A 15,913-nucleotide genomic window follows, 5' to 3' on the forward strand; every position below is an offset into this window, starting at 1 on the left:
ACAGCCCGATCGCCAACACCATACCGAACAGCGTCAGGGTATTGATCGAATAGCCGAACGCCGCCAGCACGCCGAAGGTGCCCAGCAATACCACCGGCACGGTGATGGTCGGGATCAGCGTGGTGCGCAGGTTTTGCAGGAACACGAACATCACCACCACCACTAATACCACCGCTTCGAACAGCGTTTTCACCACCTCCTCGATCGAGATGTTGATAAAGTCGGTGCTGTCTTTCGGGTAGGCCACCTTGTAGCCCTGCGGCATCGCGCTTTGGTATTCCGCCACCTTGGCCTTAACCAGCTTGGCGGTATTGAGGGCGTTGGCGCCCGCCGCCAGCTTGACCGCGATCCCCGCCGCCGGGTGGCCGTTGAGGTGCGCGCTGGCGGAGTAGTCCTCGTTGCCCAGCTCAATTCGCGCCACGTCGCCCAACCGCACCAGCGCGCCGCTGCTGTCGCTTTTCAGGATGATATTGCGAAACTGTTCCGGCGTTTGCAGCCGCGACTGCGCCTTTACCGTGGCGGTCAGCTGCTGATCGGCGGCGGCCGGCAGATCGCCTACCTTGCCGGCGGACACCTGGGTGTTTTGCGCTTCGATCGCCGTCTGCACGTCGGAAGGCATCAGCGCATAGCTCGCCAGCTTGGTCGGATCCAGCCAGATGCGCATCGCATATTCCGAGCCGAACACCTGCACGTCCCCCACGCCCTCGATGCGCGACAGCGGATCCTGCAGGTTGCTGACCAGATAGTCGGAGATATCGGCCATCGTCGCCTTGTCGCTTTCGTCATACAGCCCGACGATCAACAGGAAGCTGCTCTGGGATTTCTTGACCGTCACGCCCTGCGCGGTGACCGCGCTCGGCAAACGGCTTTCCGCCTGCTGCACCTTGTTTTGCACCTGCACCTGAGCGATATCCGGATCGGTGCCCTGATCAAAGGTGACGTTGATGCTGACCGAGCCGCTGGAGCTGCTGGTCGAAGAAAAATACAGCAGGCCGTCCAGGCCGGTGAGCTGCTGCTCAATCACCTGCGTGACGCTGTTTTCCAGCGTTTCCGCGTCCGCGCCCGGGTAGGTGGCGGAGATGGAAATCTGCGGCGGTGAGACGTCCGGGTACTGCGAGACGGGCAACGAATTGATCGACATCAGGCCGCACAGCATGATGATGATGGCGATCACCCAAGCGAATACCGGCCGCCGGATAAAGAACTGCGCCATATCACTGCTCCCCGCGTTGGTTTTTGTCGACCGAAACCTCAACCGGCTTCACCGCGGCGCCGATCGTGACCTTGCTGGTGCCTTCGACGATCAGGCGATCGCCTTCGTTCAGCCCGCTGCCGATCAGCCAATTACTGCCCACCACCCGTTCGGCGCTGACGGTGCGCTGCGCCACGTTGTTTTGCTCGTCCACCACCAACGCGGTGGCTTCCCCTTTGGCGTTGCGGGTGATGCCCTGCTGCGGTGCCAGAATGGCTTTGGGATCGACGCCGTTATCCACCGTGGCGTGGACATACATGCCGGGCAACAGCTCATGTTCGGGGTTGGGGAACACCGCGCGCAGCGTGACCGAACCGGTGGCCTCATCCACCGCGACCTCGGTCAGCTCCAGCTTGCCGGCGTGGGCATAAGACGTACCGTCCTCCAGCTTGATGGCGACCGGCGTGACCGCGCCGCGCTGTAACGCCGCCTGCTGGCGTCGCAGTTTAAGCAGCTGCGCGCTGGACTGGGTCAGATCGACATAGATCGGGTCGAGCGCGCGGATGGTGGCCAGCGCATCGGTTTGGCTGGCGGTGACCAACGCGCCCGGCGTCACGGATGAGATACCGATGCGCCCGGCGATCGGCGCCCGCACCTGGGTATAGGCGAGGTTGATACGCGCCGTCTCCAGCGCCGCCTGATACTGGGCCACCGACGCCACGGCCGCCAGATAGGCGGCTTTGGCATCGTCCGCATCCTGCTGAGAAACGCCGTTCTCTTTCACCAGCGCCGCATAGCGCTGCGATTTGAGCCGGGTGGATTGCACCGTGGCCTGGGCGTTTTTCAGCTGGGCGGCGGCCTGATCGTAGCTGGCCTGATAGCTGGCGGGATCAATTTGATACAGCACTTGCCCGGCCTTCACCTCCGCCCCCTCGGTGAACAGCCGCTGTTTGATGATGCCGTCAACCTGCGGCCGCACGTCGGAAGTCATGGTGGCGTTGACCCGGCCGGTCAGCTCGCTGCTCAGGGTCACTGACTGGCCGCGCAGCGTGACGACGCCGACCTCCAGCTCACCGCCTGCACCCGTCGGCGCAGCGGCGTTTTGCCCATCGCAGGCGGCCAGCAACAGCGACAGCCCAAGCACCAAAAGCGTTTTTCTCTGCATTGCAATACGATCCCATTGAGAATGACTATTCTCAATATATCGAATGCCGACATTCGCTTCTGAAAGGGTTGCGTAAGGATTCGGTAAAAGTCCGTCGGGAAGAACCGGTCGGAGCGGCCGGCGTCGGGATTATTTGTGCCGCAGCGGCACGTCTTTCAAGAGCCAGGTCAGCGCAAAAGCCAGCGCCATCACCCCGGCGGCAATTTGATACACCGAATGGATCGCCCCGCCGAAGGCCTGCAGGTAATCCTGCTGCAGTGCCGCCGGCAAATGGTGCACCGCTTCTGCGCCGAGCGCGCGCGGCAGCTGCGCGCCTTCCGGCAACAGCGCCGCCAAACGGGTGTGCAACACCTGCGTGAAAATCGCCCCGAACACCGCCACGCCTATCGAACCGCCGATAGAGCGGAACAGCGTAGCGCTGGACGTCGCGACCCCGATATGTCGGGGCTCCACGCTGTTTTGCGCCGCCAAAATCATCACTTGCATCACCATGCCCAGCCCCAATCCCAGCAGGCAAAGGTACAGATACAGTTGCTGTACCGGCGTGTTATTGGTCAGAGTGCCGAGCAGCGTCATCGCCCCCAGCGCGCACAGGGTACCGACGATCGGGAACAGGCGATATTTACCGCGCTTGCTGATGATCCGCCCGCTGATGATCGAGCTGACCATAATACCGCCCATCAGCGGCAGCAGCTGCATCCCGGCCTGCGATGGCGTCGAGCCTTTCACCACCTGCAGATACAGCGGCAGGAAAGTCACGGAGCCGAACAGCGACATGCCGACGATAAAGCCGATCAGGCCGCACAGCACGAAGGTGCGGTTGCGAAACAGCCCGAGGGGAATGATCGGTTCACCGGCCAGCCGTTCCTCATAGATAAAGCCGCCCAGCGACACCAGGCCAAAGGCCAGAATGCACCACAGCTGGCCGTCCGACCAGGCCATTACCGTGCCGCCCTGGCTGGTGAACAGGATGATGCAGGTGAGCGCCATCGCCAGGTAACCGGCGCCGAGGAAGTCGATTTCATGTCGCACTCGATTAACCTGCGACTGAAACACCGCGCCAATCACCAACAGGGCGAACAGGCCCAGCGGCAGATTGATGTAGAAAATCCAGCGCCAGGAAAAATGCTGCACCAGTAAGCCGCCGATCAACGGCCCCACCACCGTGGCCAGGCCGAATACCCCACCGAACAGCCCCTGATAACGGCCGCGTTCCGCCGGCGGGATCACGTCGCCGACCACCGCCAGAGTGACCACCAACAGCCCGCCGCCGCCCAATCCTTGCAGCGCGCGCATCAGAATCAGCTGCGTCATGTTTTGCGCCAGCCCACACAGTACCGACCCAAGCAAAAACAGCACAATAGCGATTTGCAGCACAATCTTGCGGCCGAAGAGATCGCCGAATTTGCCGTACAGCGGCACCACGATAGTGGAAGACAGCAGATAGGCAGTCACCACCCAGGACAGTTTCTCAAGCCCACCAAACTCGCCGACGATGGTCGGCAGCGCGGTGGAGACAATAGTTTGATCCAGCGCCGCCAGCAGCATCACCAGCAGCAACGCGGAAAACAGCAACGGGAGCGAAGGCGCCTTGGCAGGCGCCCCGCCGTGATCGGGCCGGATTGTCGGGTTTTCAATCGCCATCGAAGTCAGTTCACTTGTAATTAATTAATCGCATAATTAATATATGAGTCATCCTTTTCTCCGGTCAATGGATCTCATCGCGATGACAGCACGAAACGTTCAAACTCCCGCCAAGCCTCGCCGTCCCGGCCGGCCGAGCGGCGGCGCCAAAGGGGTGGACAAACGCGAGCATTTGCTTGATACCGCGCTGAACCTGTTTGCCCGCCAGGGGATCGTAGACACCTCATTGAATGCCATTGCGCGCGAGGCAAACGTGACCCCGGCCATGCTGCACTACTACTTTCATAACCGGGAACAGCTGCTGGACGTGCTGATCGAAGAGCGCTTTCTGCCGGTGCGCAAGATGGCCGGCGAAGTGTTCGACGCCAACGCGGACGATCCCGTCACCGCCTTCACCCAGCTGGCGCAACGCTTTATCGACATCGCGTTGGAACACCCTTGGTTCGCCCCGCTGTGGCTGCGGGAGGTCATGAGTGAAAGTGGCGTATTGAAACAGAGAATGGATGAACGATTCGGTAATGAACGCCATCAGATCGCGCTGCAAGCCATCGCACGCTGGCAGGTGCAGGGTAAACTCAATCCCGATCTCGAGCCTGCCCTGCTGTTCTTTACGCTGTTCGGCATCACGCTGCTGCCGCTGGCCACCGCGCCCAAATGGCGGCGCGAACGGGATAAAGGCCAGCTAAACGCCGAAGATATCGCCCGCCACGCCGTCGCCCTGCTGCGCTCCGGCATCGGCCCGGCGCGTTAACTCACCGGCACTGGGGGTTTAACCAGTCTAAACACCGTTTTGGTGTGCCAATAATAGTCGATCGCCGCCGCGATATTCGGCATCCAACCGTCTGGTTCATAGGGCACGAAGCCGGAAAAACCCAGCCGGCGGGCAGAGACCTGGAACCCCGCGGCGGAGAAAATGCGCGCATAGTCGTCCAGCGAGCGATCCTGCACCACGGTATGCGTCTGCTCAGCCACCCTTTCGCGCCATTGCGGCCACAGCGGGTTGTCGGTGTGGCAACCGGTCACCGCATAGTAAACGCCGCCCGGCTTCAGCGCCCGCAGCATATCGGCGGCATGTTGCGCGATATCTTCGATCAGGTAGATGACTTCATGGCTGAAGGCGATATCGAAGTGGTTCTCATAACCCGTCAACCGCGTGTCGGTCTGATAAACGATCGGCAGGTTTCCTTTCAGGCGGTTGGCGTGTTCGACGGACTGGCGGGCGATATCGACGCCGATCCCTTCACGAAATGGCCGGATTTGGTGCAACAGGCGCAGAAAACCGCCCTGATTGCAGCCGAAGTCCAGCACCCTGACGCCGGACAGTTCATGTTCCGGCACCAGGCCCAGCAGATGCCGCCAGATGGGCGCATGGCCTTCGGCCATGGCCTGTTCTGCGAGCGGATCGCGATACCAGGTGGGAATACTCAAGGGTGAGTCGGTCATTATGGCCTCCTTATGTTTCCACTCAGCCAACCACACCCTATGGCGGCAAACAACCGCATGCGCATTTTTCGAACATTCAATGGCCTGGCTTGCCATGCACCGGCAGTTGGCTGGTCACGCAGTGAATGCCGCCGCCGCCGCCGGCGATGGCGTCGATCTCCAGTTGCACCACCTTGCGCTGCGGATAGAGCGTCGTCAGCAGCTCAAGCGCCGCCTTATCCGCCTGCGGGTCGCCAAATTCAGGGGCGATCACCGCGCCGTTGATGACGAAATAGTTGATGTAGCCCGCCGCGAAATCGGGATTGCGGCGGCTGAATCGGCTTTCGCGCGGTGCCAGCGGCGGCGAAAGCGTATGCACCTGCAGCCGGCGGCCGTCGGCGTCGGTCGCTGCCTTGAGGATCGCCAGATGCGCCTGGGTAACCGCATGATCATAAGAGGCCGGATCGGTATCCAGGTTGGCCACCACGACGCCCGGCCGCACGAAACGGGCGTAAAAGTCGACGTGGGCATCGGTGATGTCCCGGCCTTTAATGCCCGGCAGCCAGATAATTTTGCGCAGGCCGAGCATCGCCTTCAGCTCCTGCTCAACCCGCTCCCGGCTCCAGCCGGGGTTGCGGTTCGCGTTCACCCAGCTGCTCTCGGTCATGATGCCGGTGCCGTGCCCATCCACTTCGATGCCGCCGCCTTCGCCTACCAGCGCGCTGCGGCGCGGTTGAGCAACGCCGTATCGCCTGGCGGCAAACCCTGCCAGACGCGCATCGCTGGCATGCTGCTGCTTATCGCCCCAGCCGTTGAAGTTGAAATCCACCGCGCCCAGTTCACCGGCGGCATTGACGACGAAATTGGCGCCGATGTCGCGCATCCAGATGTCATCCAGCTCGGTGACGACATAGCTGACGTTGTGACTGCCGCAGGTGGCCTCGGCCAATTGCCGTTCGCGCTCGCGGCAAAATACCGTCAACGGCTGAAATTCAGCGATGGCGCGGGCGATGCGCCCCTGGGCTGCCTGCACGTCCGCGGTGAACCCGCCCCAAATCGCGCGCTGCGCGCCGAAAGCGAGAAATGCCCGCTGCTGCGGTTCCCCTTCGTCGGGCATCCGCCAGGCCGGATTAAGCTCAGCTTTCGCGTGACCGCGTAATGGAATGCCCAATGATGCCGTCAAGCTCACACCGGCCACCGCCGAAAGCTGCTTGATAAAGGTGCGACGCGTTGACATAAATAACCTCTTTTAATTAATTTAAATTCAAACGGTTAGCCGAATTATTTGCGTTCCGGCACTTGAATCTCATGCTAGTCTTCCCCTGCCACCGCGACAAACGATATATTTAGCGGATATCTGATTAGACAGGCTTATCGATAATGTTAAAACACTGGCCCCCCTTGAGCGCCCTGCGCGGTTTCGAAGCGGCAGCGCGCCTGGGCAGTTTTCATCAGGCTGCCGAAGAGCTGCACCTCACCCAGTCGGCCATCAGCCAGCAGATCCGCAGCCTCGAAGCGTTTCTGGAACAGCCGCTGTTCTTCCGCACCGGCCGCAGCGTAGTGCTGACCGACGCCGGCCACGATCTGTTCAGCACCGCACAGGTGATGCTGCAACAGCTGGCCGTCGGCATTCGCCGTTTGGATCAGTACCGCAAACCCAACCAACTGATCGTTAACACCACCCCGGCCTTTGCCCGCCACTGGCTAACGCCGCGGCTGGGCGACTTCAATCGGCAGCACCCGCAGGTCGACCTGTGGCTGTTCACCAGCTTTGAACCGCCGGATATGGCGACGGACAGCATCGATCTGGCGATCCGCGACGATCTCAGCGCGCAGGCAGACTGCACCTTCAAGGTTCTCTGCACCGACCGACTCTATCCCGCCTGCCACCCGAGTCTGTTGGCGTTGGCGGCGGAGCAGCGCGTGACCCTGCACGGCGAACGGGAGATGGACTGGAGCCACTGGACGGTGGCGGGCGGCGCGCACGTCGGCCAGCGCGACAGCGGGCTGAACTTCTCCGATCCCGGTCTGCTGCTGGACGCTGCCTGCAATGGCCTTGGCATCGCGTTGGTCAGCCAACTGCTGGCGCAGCACGCGCACGACGCCGGGCTGCTGCAACCGTTAACCGAGCAACGCGTGCGCGGCGCCAACTGGGCGTGGCTGCTGCACCGCGACAGCGAACACAACCCGCTCGCCCGGCACTTTTGCCAATGGCTGCAGTCGGCGCTGCCCGCCGGCGCATAACGCGCCACGTCACGCTTCACGACTCTGGTCAGGCGGCCCCGCCTGACCGCTGCTACCTTCAATAAAGCGCCGCAATAGCCCGAAGAAAATGCGCTAACCTGCTGTTTCAAAATAATTAGTTGAATTCACCTGATAATTGAACATCGCTAAAAGGATCTTCTATGTCTGCCGGTTTATTGAAAACGATAGCTCTGAGCGTAGCCCTGGCCTGCACCGTTCCCGCCGCCTTTGCCGCCGATCTGACCGCCGGCGCGGTCGCCGCTCCGGATCAGTATGGCGCAAAAGTCGCCGCGCACATTCTGCAGGCCGGCGGCAACGCGGTTGATGCGGCGGTCGCCACCGCCTTTACCCTGGCGGTCACCTACCCTGAAGCCGGCAATATCGGCGGCGGCGGCTTTATGACGCTGTACGTCGACGGCAAGCCCTATTTTCTCGACTACCGCGAAGTGGCCCCCAAGGCCGCCGGCAAAACCCTATACCTGAACGAGAAAGGTGAAGTGATCGAAAATCTCAGCCTGGTGGGCAGCCGCGCCGCCGGCGTGCCGGGCACCGTGCTGGGGTTGTGGGAAGCCCATAAACGCTTCGGCAAACTGCCGTGGGCCGAGCTGCTGACGCCGGCGATCGGCTACGCCCGGCAAGGTTTCACCGTGGCGGATCAGCAGTATCAGTACCGTGAAGACGCCAACAAGCTGTTCGCCGGCAAAACCAACTTTGGCGACTATTTCGGCGCCATGAAGCCCGGCACGGTGTTCAAACAGCCGGAGCTGGCTGCCACCCTTGAGCGCATCGCCCAATCGGGCGCCGACGATTTTTATCACGGCGAAACCGCCCGCCTGCTGGTGGCGCAAATGCAGCGTGATAACGGGCTGATCGGCGCGGCGGATTTGGCCGACTATCGGGTGAAATGGCGTGAACCGATGCGCATCAGCTGGCGCGGCAACACCGTGTATACCGCCCCGCTGCCCAGCTCCGGCGGCATTGCGCTGGCGCAACTGCTGGGGATCAAAGAAGATCGCGCCGCCGACTTCAAGGGCGTGCCGCTGAACTCGGCGCGCTATATCCACCTGCTGGCGGAAATCGAAAAACGCGTGTTCGCCGATCGCGCCGACTACCTCGGCGATCCTGATTTCACTAACGTGCCAGAAGCGCAGCTGATCGCCCCCGACTACCTGCAAAAACGCGCCGCCGAGATCAACCCGACGGCGATCTCGCCGACCGAACGGGTGCGACCGGGGCTGGAAACCCACCAAACCACCCACTTCTCGATCGTCGATGCCGCCGGCAACGCGGTCAGCAACACCTATACGCTCAACTGGGACTTCGGCAGCGGTGTGGTGGTCAAAGGCGCCGGCTTCCTGCTCAACGACGAGATGGACGATTTCAGCGCCAAACCCGGCGTCGCCAACGCCTTCGGCGTGGTGGGCAGCGACGCCAATGCCATCGAGCCGGGCAAACGCATGCTCTCCTCGATGAGCCCGACCATCATCACGCGCGACGGCGAGGTCAGCCTGGTGATCGGCACGCCGGGCGGATCGCGCATCTTCACGTCGATCTTCCAGGTGATCAACAATCTCTACGATTACCATCTGCCGCTGGCGCAGGCGGTGGCCGCCCAGCGCGTACACCATCAGCTGTTACCGAAGGACACCCTCTATTATGACAGCTTTGCGCCGCTGACCGGCAAACCGGCGGACGAGCTGAAAGCCATGGGCTACACCCTCGAAGACCAGGGCTGGAACATGGGGGATATACAGGCTATCCGCATCGATGGCCGCACACCGGAAACCGCGTCCGATCCGCGCGGCCGCGGCGTTGGCCTGGTGGTGAAAAAGTAACGCGTCGGCGGCCCGCCTATTCCATGTGTATCTAATGAGCATGGAATAGGTCATTTATCTATGATGCTATACAATAAAAATCTCATCAGAGATATTATGACGATAATTTTGACGACAGTTCATGGAAAAACAACGACGTTTATCCTCAATAAATGCCTAAAAAACATATAATAATGGCAAAACTCTGGGCACTTCACCTCTTTGCTCTATGTCATGATAACTAAGGACAGATTAATGAAATTATTAATGCCATGCATGGCATGTTTCCAAGAGCTTGGCCATCCTACAAATGAATTAACTACGTTTGAATTTCGCGATGACGGGCGATACGAAACATGTTGTACACGTGGACATAAGTCGGTAACCGTATTGCAACAGCAGAAATTCGAAATCCTTTTTGATATCGGTGCAAACCAATTTTGGATGGCTATTACCGAGAAGCTGTATCGTCTTTTACGTCAAGCTTGGAGCGCTTTTATGAGTTTTGTATAAAAGTTCTCTGTAAAAAGAGAAACATTGAAAACGATGTTTTCTCAATTGTATGGAAACAGGTTTCTAACCAATCCGAACGGCAACTCGGTGCTTTTCTGTTTCTTTGGGCGAGCGAGTTTGGTGAGTTGCCGCAACTCTTATCCAGTAAGGATACAGGTTTTAGGAATAGCGTTATTCATAAAGGAAAAATCCCCACAAAGGAAGAGGCGCTTGAATATGGCGGGACCGTACTGGCTATCATCCGTCCAAAGATCGCTCAACTTAAATTACAGTGTGAGGAAGAAATAGAAAGAGTCACATTTGAATATATCCAGAGCTGCTCAAAGTTAGTGGAAGGACAAGTGCAAGGAGGAAAAATGTGCGCAAATACCATTGTTAGCCTCACAGCAGGCGAAGAAAAACACAATACTCAGACGTTAGAAGATGCTTTGGCTGAAATTTTGGTATGGCGACAAATGGTGGCATTAACTAAAGGCATAACAAAAATGTAAGCGCCGCGCCTACTACCCGGAAGCCAACGTGCTGGTGCCGCTGCATTACATCGATGAGGAGAGCGGCACGCCTTCGTACAAATCGGTGCTAATCCGCGTGAAGTTGAGATCCAAAGAGGTGCGCGCGGTTAAGATCGCTTGGTAGGAACGCTTTGGCCCCCACAGGCATCTGATTGGGGGCCATTTTTATCCGACTACGGGGCAGCGGCTTATTTGCCGTTGGCCAATTCGCCGTACACCACCTGGCCGCGGAAACCGCGCCGCACCTGCTGGAACAGCTCGCGGAACGCCGGGTAATCCTGTGCTTGGCACAGCGCCTCCTTGCCGCGAATGGCGTTCACCTGCAGGCGGTGATTGACGATCACCTGCTGCCCGTCGCGCCGCCATGCTACGCGATAGTCGCCCGCCGCATTGCGGAACTGCCTGTCTTGCGGAATGGCGATGATCGGCACGTTGGCCGGCAGCTGCAGACGGTAGGTTTCGTCGTAGCGCTGCGCGCTGCAGTAGAACGGCGTTTCGTTGTCCGGTGCCGCCGTGGTGGTATACAGCGTGCGGAACGATTTGCCACCGGGCGGATTAGGCAGCGTCATGCCGCCCACCACGCCGAAATCGACGTAGTCGTCCGCCTTGAAGCGGAAGCGGTAACCGAACTGTTTTTTGAGATCCAGCGGATCGCTGTTCATCGCCACTTCGCCGCTGCCGTCGATACCGGAGGCGGACATGATCGACGCTTCGGCCTGCGCCCGGTTCTGCCGGTTGATCTGCGAGAAATAGCCCCGCAGGTCAATTTCTTCCACTTCGCTCAGCCGACGCTCGGTTTGCCCGTGCAGATTGCCCGCTTTGTCAAACACGAAATCGACGCTCAGCGCGCTCTTGACCGGCTGCTCATCGCTGCCCGGCGTGCGCGCCAGCTTGGCGTCGCGCGTCAGCAGCACCGGCGCCCCCAGATCGCCTTGCGGCAGTTGCCCGAACCGCGCCCAGGGATTGGTGGAGTCCAGGTACAGTTTGAACTCCGGCACATAGGTGATAGCGTGATTAAAGCGGCTGAGCAGCGGCACTTTAGGCAGCAACGGGCCTTCATCCATACCGATCAGCACCGGTGAGCTTTCAATACCCTTGGCAGCGAGCAGCGCCTCCAGGATCACCACGTGGTCCTTACAGTCGCCGTAGTGGTTGTCGAGAATGCTCTGCGCCGAATTCGGCTCCAGCCCACCGTTGCCCAGGTACACCGCCACGTAGCGAATGTTTTGCGCCACCCAGCGGTAGAGGGCCTCTGCCTGCTCGCGCCGATCGCTGATACCGGCGGTGATGTTGTCTGCCAGTGCCTGGATGCCCGGCGTCACCTTCGCCGCCGCACCGGCCTTCAGCTGATAGGCCTTGGCCAACTGCGGCCACTCGCGATAGGTGCTCGCCATGATGGTCGGGCTGAAGGTCCAGCTGTCCGCTGCCCAGTTTTGTGATTTCATCGGCGCGCTGCGCGAATAATGCCAGCGCCAGTGCGCTTGGCCGTTGCGGATCTGCGGCTTGTCCCCGCCTTCCATGCCACGCGTGAAGATATGCATCGGCAGCTTGGCCGGTGCCTGCAGGGTCACTTCGGCGTCGTCGAACTGATCGAAAACGCTGAACGTCTCCCACAGGCCGAAATAGTCGGGGAAATACGGCGTGTTTTGCGTGCGGCGCAGCTCATACACCACCCGCGAGCCCGGCGCCAGGTTGGAGAACACGATGACGCGCACTTTGCGGTCGGCATACAGCGGGGCCGTGGCGCTGGAGTAACTCTCCTGGGTATAGATGCGATCGGGCGCCACGTCGTGGCGCTGGCCGTCGGCGGTCAGCGTGTAGGCGGCGACCACCTCCAGCGTTTCCATTTTTTCGCTGTAGCTCAGGCGGATCTGGCTGAATTTTTCGACCGCCGCCTTGGTTTTCAGCAGCACTTCGTAGCTTTCCGTCTTCACGTTGGTGGCGTTGGCGTTGACGCGGTAATCCGCGCGATAGCGCACGAAGCTGAAATCGTTGTTGGCCGTGTCGTTCTGGCCCTGATCCGCCGCGACGGGCGGTGTAGCGGCCAACACGGTGGCCGGGTGCGTTGCCGTCAAACCGGCGAATAACAGCAGGGAAGGAATAGCGATTTTCATCTTCGGTCCTTGAAGGGCAATAAACGGCGACGCCGGGCTACGCGCCCGTCCCGGCGTCAAAACAGGCGGGCACACTAATATAATTGAGAATCATTTTCAATAAACGGACCTTCAACGCCCGGGTTAACCCTGTTCTATCAGCATCACGGCGGTGGTCTCCGGCTCCAGCGCTTCGAAAACATGCTCGCGATCGGCGGAGTAGCTAATGTAATCGCCGGCGCTCAGCTCCAGCGGCTGATCCGCCGGCCCGAGGCGCGCTCGCCCGCTGCTGATGATCACATGCTCGACGGTGCCGGGGGGATGCGGCCGGGAAAGTTTGACTTCGCCGGGCTGCACCCGCAGCCGGTAAATGTCGCGCTGCGCGCCCGGCGGGCAGGTGGCCAACAGCGTGGCGGCGTAGTTGCCCTGCTCCGACAGCGCCGGCGTTCCTTCATGGGCGCGGATCACTTGCACCTGCCTGCTCGGCTGTGAAATTAGCCGGCTGACCGGCACGTCCAACGCCATCGCCAACGCCCACAGCGTTTCCAGGCTGGGATTGCCGCTGCCGGCTTCGAGCTGCGACAGCGTGGACTTGGCGATGCCCGCGCGCTTCGCCAGCTCGGTCACCGACAGGTTCAACCGCTCCCGCTCGCGGCGGATCGCCGCCGACAGCAGGCCGATCGGCGTGATGTTCTGCATTCGGTTATCGCTCATCGTTCGCTATACCATTCATTTGTTCGGCTTGACGAACGACTGTGTGCGCGTTCATCATAATGTTCGATTGTTCATTTTAATGATTAAGCCGCTTCACCACAAGTACGGTCAGGCAGCGAGGGAAACGACATGAAAACGACAACGCGCGGCGCAGTGCAAATGATCCTCGCCATGACCATCTCCGGCACCGTGGGGTGGCCGGTACTCGTTTTAGGGCAGCCGCCTGCGACGGTGGTGTTTTGGCGCTGCGCGTTCGGCGCGCTGGCCATGCTGGCGACCTGCGCCGCACTCGGTCAGTTGAAACAAGGCGCGATCAACCGCCGCCAGCTGGCTTTCGCCATTCTGGGGGGCATCGCGCTGGTGCTCAACTGGACGCTGCTGTTTGCCGCCTATAAGCATGCCTCGATCGCTGTCGCCACCGTGACCTACCACGTTCAGCCGTTCATATTGGTGGTGCTGGGGGCGCTGCTGTTCGGCGAAAAACTGACGGCTGATCGGTTGGGCTGGCTTCTGCTGGCATTCGCGGGGATGGTGTTGATCGTCGCCGGCCGGCAAAGCGGCGGCAGCGGCGATGACTACCTGCTCGGCGTGGTATTGGCGCTCGGTGCGGCCCTGATGTACGCCATTGCGGCGGCGATCGTCAAACGGCTGGCCGCGTTGCCGCCGCAGCTCATCGTGTTGATTCAGCTGACCGTTGGCACGTTGGCGCTGGCGCCGTTCGCCGGCCTGGCCACGCCGCCTGCGGCCCCCCTCGACTGGCTGCTGCTGGCGACCCTCGGCTTGGTGCATACCGGTTTGATGTCCACGTTGTTATATGGCGCCATTCAGAAGATCCCCACGGCCCTGGTCGGCGCCCTGTCGTTCATCTACCCGGCGGTGGCGATCGTGGTGGACTGGGCGGTGTTCGGCCACCGCCTCAGCCTGCTGCAATTGCTGGGCACGCTGGCAATCCTGGGTGCCGCGGCGGGCATGATGTTTTATAAACGCCCATTCAACCTCAGCAGCAGCCGAACCTGCCGCCGTGAGACAGAAAAATAAGTGGGCATAAACGAATGCCAACGTCTTTTTTGTCTAACCTTATTATTGATGCTGCCACTCAGTCTATTTAATCCATTCTAATTATTAAGCATGAAAATAATTAGATTATTTACCTTGCGTGTGGAGAAATATCAATATGAGCAATACCGGTGAGACATTAATCAATGCCATCGTCAGCAATCCTTTCCTGATGGCAATAAATAATTGTCCTGGCGTTCCCGCCCAAATGAGCCGGGCCGTTTATGGCAAAACACAAGACGATAGCGGAGCCGGAACCGCGATCGAAAATAACCGTGATATGCAAAAAAATATCAATACTGCGCTGGGGTTCTCTGGGGCGAACTCGGAAACCGCCGTTTGGCATTTCATGATTGGCCCTCCCGTACACCATTTTGTGGTGATCCCCTGGTACCAACATACGGCGCCGCACGGACGAGTCTACACCGTATTTATGGCCTACGAGAACCGGTACTCGGTTGGCGGTTATGTTCAGCATACGCCGCCGGCGCCTTCTGCGGTGAAAGGCTACCGTACCCTGTGGAGCGTGACCGATCTCGGGCAGATGTTTAGCGATTTGTTGACCAGTGGCACGGCGTGGCAAGCCTATTTCGGTGCGGTGGGCGCAGCGCAGGCCAATAAAATAACCTATTGGAAATATAAGGTAACGTCATTAGATTCCGCCGTCGCCAACGTCAACAAATATCGCTAATCCCACTCGGCGAGCAAGCTATGCACAATAAGACATTCGCCTTGCGTCCGGCGCGGTGTTATTTATTTAAACCGTGTAGGGTAGAAGGAGTGTTCTATGTGGCATCACCGCCTGCAACGGCGCATCCGTTTCAGCTACTGGAACGAACTGTGCGTCACAAAAAAATAAGGGAAGGCGCAAGCCTTCCCTTTTGTCATTCACCGCTCAGATCAGAAACGGTCGGTTTTCACCACGTCGTCGAACGGCAGTTTGCCGATGCGCGGATAAGGCTGCCCCGCCGCCTTGCCAATGGCGACCATCAGCGCGATCTGATAATGCGCCGGTTTGTTGATAATCTCGCCCACGGCGTCGAAATCAAACCCGTCCATCGGGCAAGAGTCGTAGCCCTGCGCCTTGGCCGCCAGCATCAGCGTCTGAGCGAAGATGCCGCTGCTGCGCATCACTTCGTCGCGCTGCACCTGCGGCTTACCGCGATAATACTGATCGACGGCCGGGATCATGAACTGCTGTACCGGCTCGGCCGCCTCGGCCCAGACGTTTTTTACCTGTGACTCCCAGCTCGACAGATCGCCGCACAGCACGACCAGCATCGACGCGTCGGTCACCTGCGCCTGCCCCCACGCCGCCTCGCGAATTTTCTCGCGCTGGGCGCGATCTTCGATCAGCAGCGGGCGCCAGTGCTGCAGGTTAAACGCGCTGGGTGCGCCCTGCAGCGCAATGTTCAACAGCGCTTTTTTTTCTTCTAGCGTCATCACGTGCTGCGTATCGAACTGTTTGGTGGCGCGGCGTTGGCGGATCGCGTCTAACGTATTCATTTTACTGCCTCTGTCCATGTGAAAAGTTCTATTGTCGC

At 59.9% G+C, this 15,913-nt stretch carries 13 protein-coding genes and 2 pseudogenes; 7 read left to right on the top strand and 8 right to left on the bottom strand.

Going from position 1 to position 15,913, the window contains the following annotated elements; translation table 11 throughout:
* The 3 genes and pseudogenes from FUU19_RS12540 to FUU19_RS12550 all read right to left on the bottom strand — a co-directional run.
* A pseudogene (locus FUU19_RS12540) lies at positions 1-1,213 on the bottom strand (efflux RND transporter permease subunit); the annotation flags it as partial.
* Between the two features lies 1 nt (position 1,214).
* Positions 1,215-2,357 carry an efflux RND transporter periplasmic adaptor subunit gene (locus FUU19_RS12545; RefSeq protein ID WP_230489841.1) on the bottom strand — a complete coding sequence of 381 codons (1,143 nt, stop codon included), beginning with the start codon at positions 2,355-2,357 and terminating at the stop codon, positions 1,215-1,217.
* A gap of 129 nt (positions 2,358-2,486) precedes the next feature.
* A complete protein-coding gene (locus tag FUU19_RS12550) occupies positions 2,487-4,001 on the bottom strand; it encodes an MDR family MFS transporter (RefSeq protein WP_230489842.1) in 1,515 nt (504 codons plus the stop codon).
* Positions 4,002-4,083: 82 nt separating this feature from the next.
* Between FUU19_RS12550 and FUU19_RS12555 the strand changes: the two genes are divergently transcribed.
* A complete protein-coding gene (locus tag FUU19_RS12555; RefSeq protein WP_230489843.1) occupies positions 4,084-4,752 on the top strand; it encodes a TetR/AcrR family transcriptional regulator in 669 nt (222 codons plus the stop codon).
* Here FUU19_RS12555 and FUU19_RS12560 read toward each other — a convergent pair.
* Complete coding sequence (locus tag FUU19_RS12560; protein WP_141968773.1) at positions 4,749-5,444, bottom strand: class I SAM-dependent methyltransferase; 696 nt, start codon at positions 5,442-5,444, stop codon at positions 4,749-4,751. The genes FUU19_RS12555 and FUU19_RS12560 overlap by 4 nt on opposite strands.
* Positions 5,445-5,520: 76 nt before the next feature.
* Positions 5,521-6,660, bottom strand: coding sequence for an agmatine deiminase family protein (locus FUU19_RS12565; protein WP_230489845.1), 1,140 nt, complete (start codon positions 6,658-6,660; stop codon positions 5,521-5,523).
* Between the two features lie 143 nt (positions 6,661-6,803).
* Here FUU19_RS12565 and FUU19_RS12570 point away from each other — a divergent pair, with 143 nt between their 5' ends.
* The 4 genes and pseudogenes from FUU19_RS12570 to FUU19_RS12585 all read left to right on the top strand — a co-directional run.
* Positions 6,804-7,667, top strand: coding sequence for a LysR substrate-binding domain-containing protein (locus FUU19_RS12570; RefSeq protein WP_230489847.1), 864 nt, complete (start codon positions 6,804-6,806; stop codon positions 7,665-7,667).
* 161 nt (positions 7,668-7,828) lie between these two features.
* Positions 7,829-9,502 carry a gamma-glutamyltransferase gene (ggt, locus tag FUU19_RS12575; protein WP_197834178.1) on the top strand — a complete coding sequence of 558 codons (1,674 nt, stop codon included), beginning with the start codon at positions 7,829-7,831 and terminating at the stop codon, positions 9,500-9,502.
* Positions 9,503-9,921: 419 nt separating this feature from the next.
* Positions 9,922-10,485, top strand: coding sequence for a hypothetical protein (locus FUU19_RS12580; protein ID WP_230489848.1), 564 nt, complete (start codon positions 9,922-9,924; stop codon positions 10,483-10,485).
* A 7-nt stretch (positions 10,486-10,492) separates the two neighbouring features.
* Positions 10,493-10,630: pseudogene (locus tag FUU19_RS12585) on the top strand (hypothetical protein); the annotation flags it as partial.
* A gap of 64 nt (positions 10,631-10,694) precedes the next feature.
* On the opposite strand, the gene FUU19_RS12590 reads toward FUU19_RS12585, so the two are convergent.
* Positions 10,695-12,620, bottom strand: a complete 1,926-nt coding sequence (locus FUU19_RS12590; RefSeq protein ID WP_141968752.1) for a DUF3857 domain-containing protein — start codon at positions 12,618-12,620, stop codon at positions 10,695-10,697.
* Positions 12,621-12,743: 123 nt separating this feature from the next.
* Positions 12,744-13,313, bottom strand: coding sequence for a helix-turn-helix domain-containing protein (locus tag FUU19_RS12595; RefSeq protein ID WP_230489850.1), 570 nt, complete (start codon positions 13,311-13,313; stop codon positions 12,744-12,746).
* A gap of 129 nt (positions 13,314-13,442) precedes the next feature.
* Between FUU19_RS12595 and FUU19_RS12600 the strand changes: the two genes are divergently transcribed.
* Together FUU19_RS12600 and FUU19_RS12605 are read left to right on the top strand one after the other, a co-directional pair.
* A complete protein-coding gene (locus tag FUU19_RS12600) occupies positions 13,443-14,351 on the top strand; it encodes a DMT family transporter (protein ID WP_141968750.1) in 909 nt (302 codons plus the stop codon).
* A 136-nt stretch (positions 14,352-14,487) separates the two neighbouring features.
* Positions 14,488-15,060 carry a hypothetical protein gene (locus FUU19_RS12605; RefSeq protein ID WP_185742290.1) on the top strand — a complete coding sequence of 191 codons (573 nt, stop codon included), beginning with the start codon at positions 14,488-14,490 and terminating at the stop codon, positions 15,058-15,060.
* Between the two features lie 209 nt (positions 15,061-15,269).
* Here FUU19_RS12605 and FUU19_RS12610 read toward each other — a convergent pair whose 3' ends face one another.
* Positions 15,270-15,875: a nitroreductase family protein gene (locus tag FUU19_RS12610; protein ID WP_141968748.1), complete on the bottom strand. Its 606-nt coding sequence runs from the start codon at positions 15,873-15,875 to the stop codon at positions 15,270-15,272.
* Positions 15,876-15,913 lie beyond the last annotated feature (38 nt).

The organism is Serratia montpellierensis (assembly GCF_020858655.1).
GTDB classification, from domain to species: domain Bacteria; phylum Pseudomonadota; class Gammaproteobacteria; order Enterobacterales; family Enterobacteriaceae; genus Serratia; species Serratia montpellierensis.

What these genes read in the sequence shown, in the direction of transcription:
- FUU19_RS12560 (WP_141968773.1), bottom strand. Translation starts at nt 5,444, where the DNA reads ATGACCGACTCACCCTTGAGTATTCCCACCTGGTATCGCGATCCGCTC.
- FUU19_RS12595 (WP_230489850.1), bottom strand. Translation starts at nt 13,313, where the DNA reads ATGAGCGATAACCGAATGCAGAACATCACGCCGATCGGCCTGCTGTCG.
- FUU19_RS12565 (WP_230489845.1), bottom strand. Translation starts at nt 6,660, where the DNA reads ATGTCAACGCGTCGCACCTTTATCAAGCAGCTTTCGGCGGTGGCCGGT.
- FUU19_RS12600 (WP_141968750.1), top strand. Translation starts at nt 13,443, where the DNA reads ATGAAAACGACAACGCGCGGCGCAGTGCAAATGATCCTCGCCATGACC.
- ggt (WP_197834178.1), top strand. Translation starts at nt 7,829, where the DNA reads ATGTCTGCCGGTTTATTGAAAACGATAGCTCTGAGCGTAGCCCTGGCC.
- FUU19_RS12555 (WP_230489843.1), top strand. Translation starts at nt 4,084, where the DNA reads ATGACAGCACGAAACGTTCAAACTCCCGCCAAGCCTCGCCGTCCCGGC.
- FUU19_RS12570 (WP_230489847.1), top strand. Translation starts at nt 6,804, where the DNA reads ATGTTAAAACACTGGCCCCCCTTGAGCGCCCTGCGCGGTTTCGAAGCG.
- FUU19_RS12610 (WP_141968748.1), bottom strand. Translation starts at nt 15,875, where the DNA reads ATGAATACGTTAGACGCGATCCGCCAACGCCGCGCCACCAAACAGTTC.
- FUU19_RS12545 (WP_230489841.1), bottom strand. Translation starts at nt 2,357, where the DNA reads ATGCAGAGAAAAACGCTTTTGGTGCTTGGGCTGTCGCTGTTGCTGGCC.
- FUU19_RS12590 (WP_141968752.1), bottom strand. Translation starts at nt 12,620, where the DNA reads ATGAAAATCGCTATTCCTTCCCTGCTGTTATTCGCCGGTTTGACGGCA.
- FUU19_RS12550 (WP_230489842.1), bottom strand. Translation starts at nt 4,001, where the DNA reads ATGGCGATTGAAAACCCGACAATCCGGCCCGATCACGGCGGGGCGCCT.
- FUU19_RS12605 (WP_185742290.1), top strand. Translation starts at nt 14,488, where the DNA reads ATGAGCAATACCGGTGAGACATTAATCAATGCCATCGTCAGCAATCCT.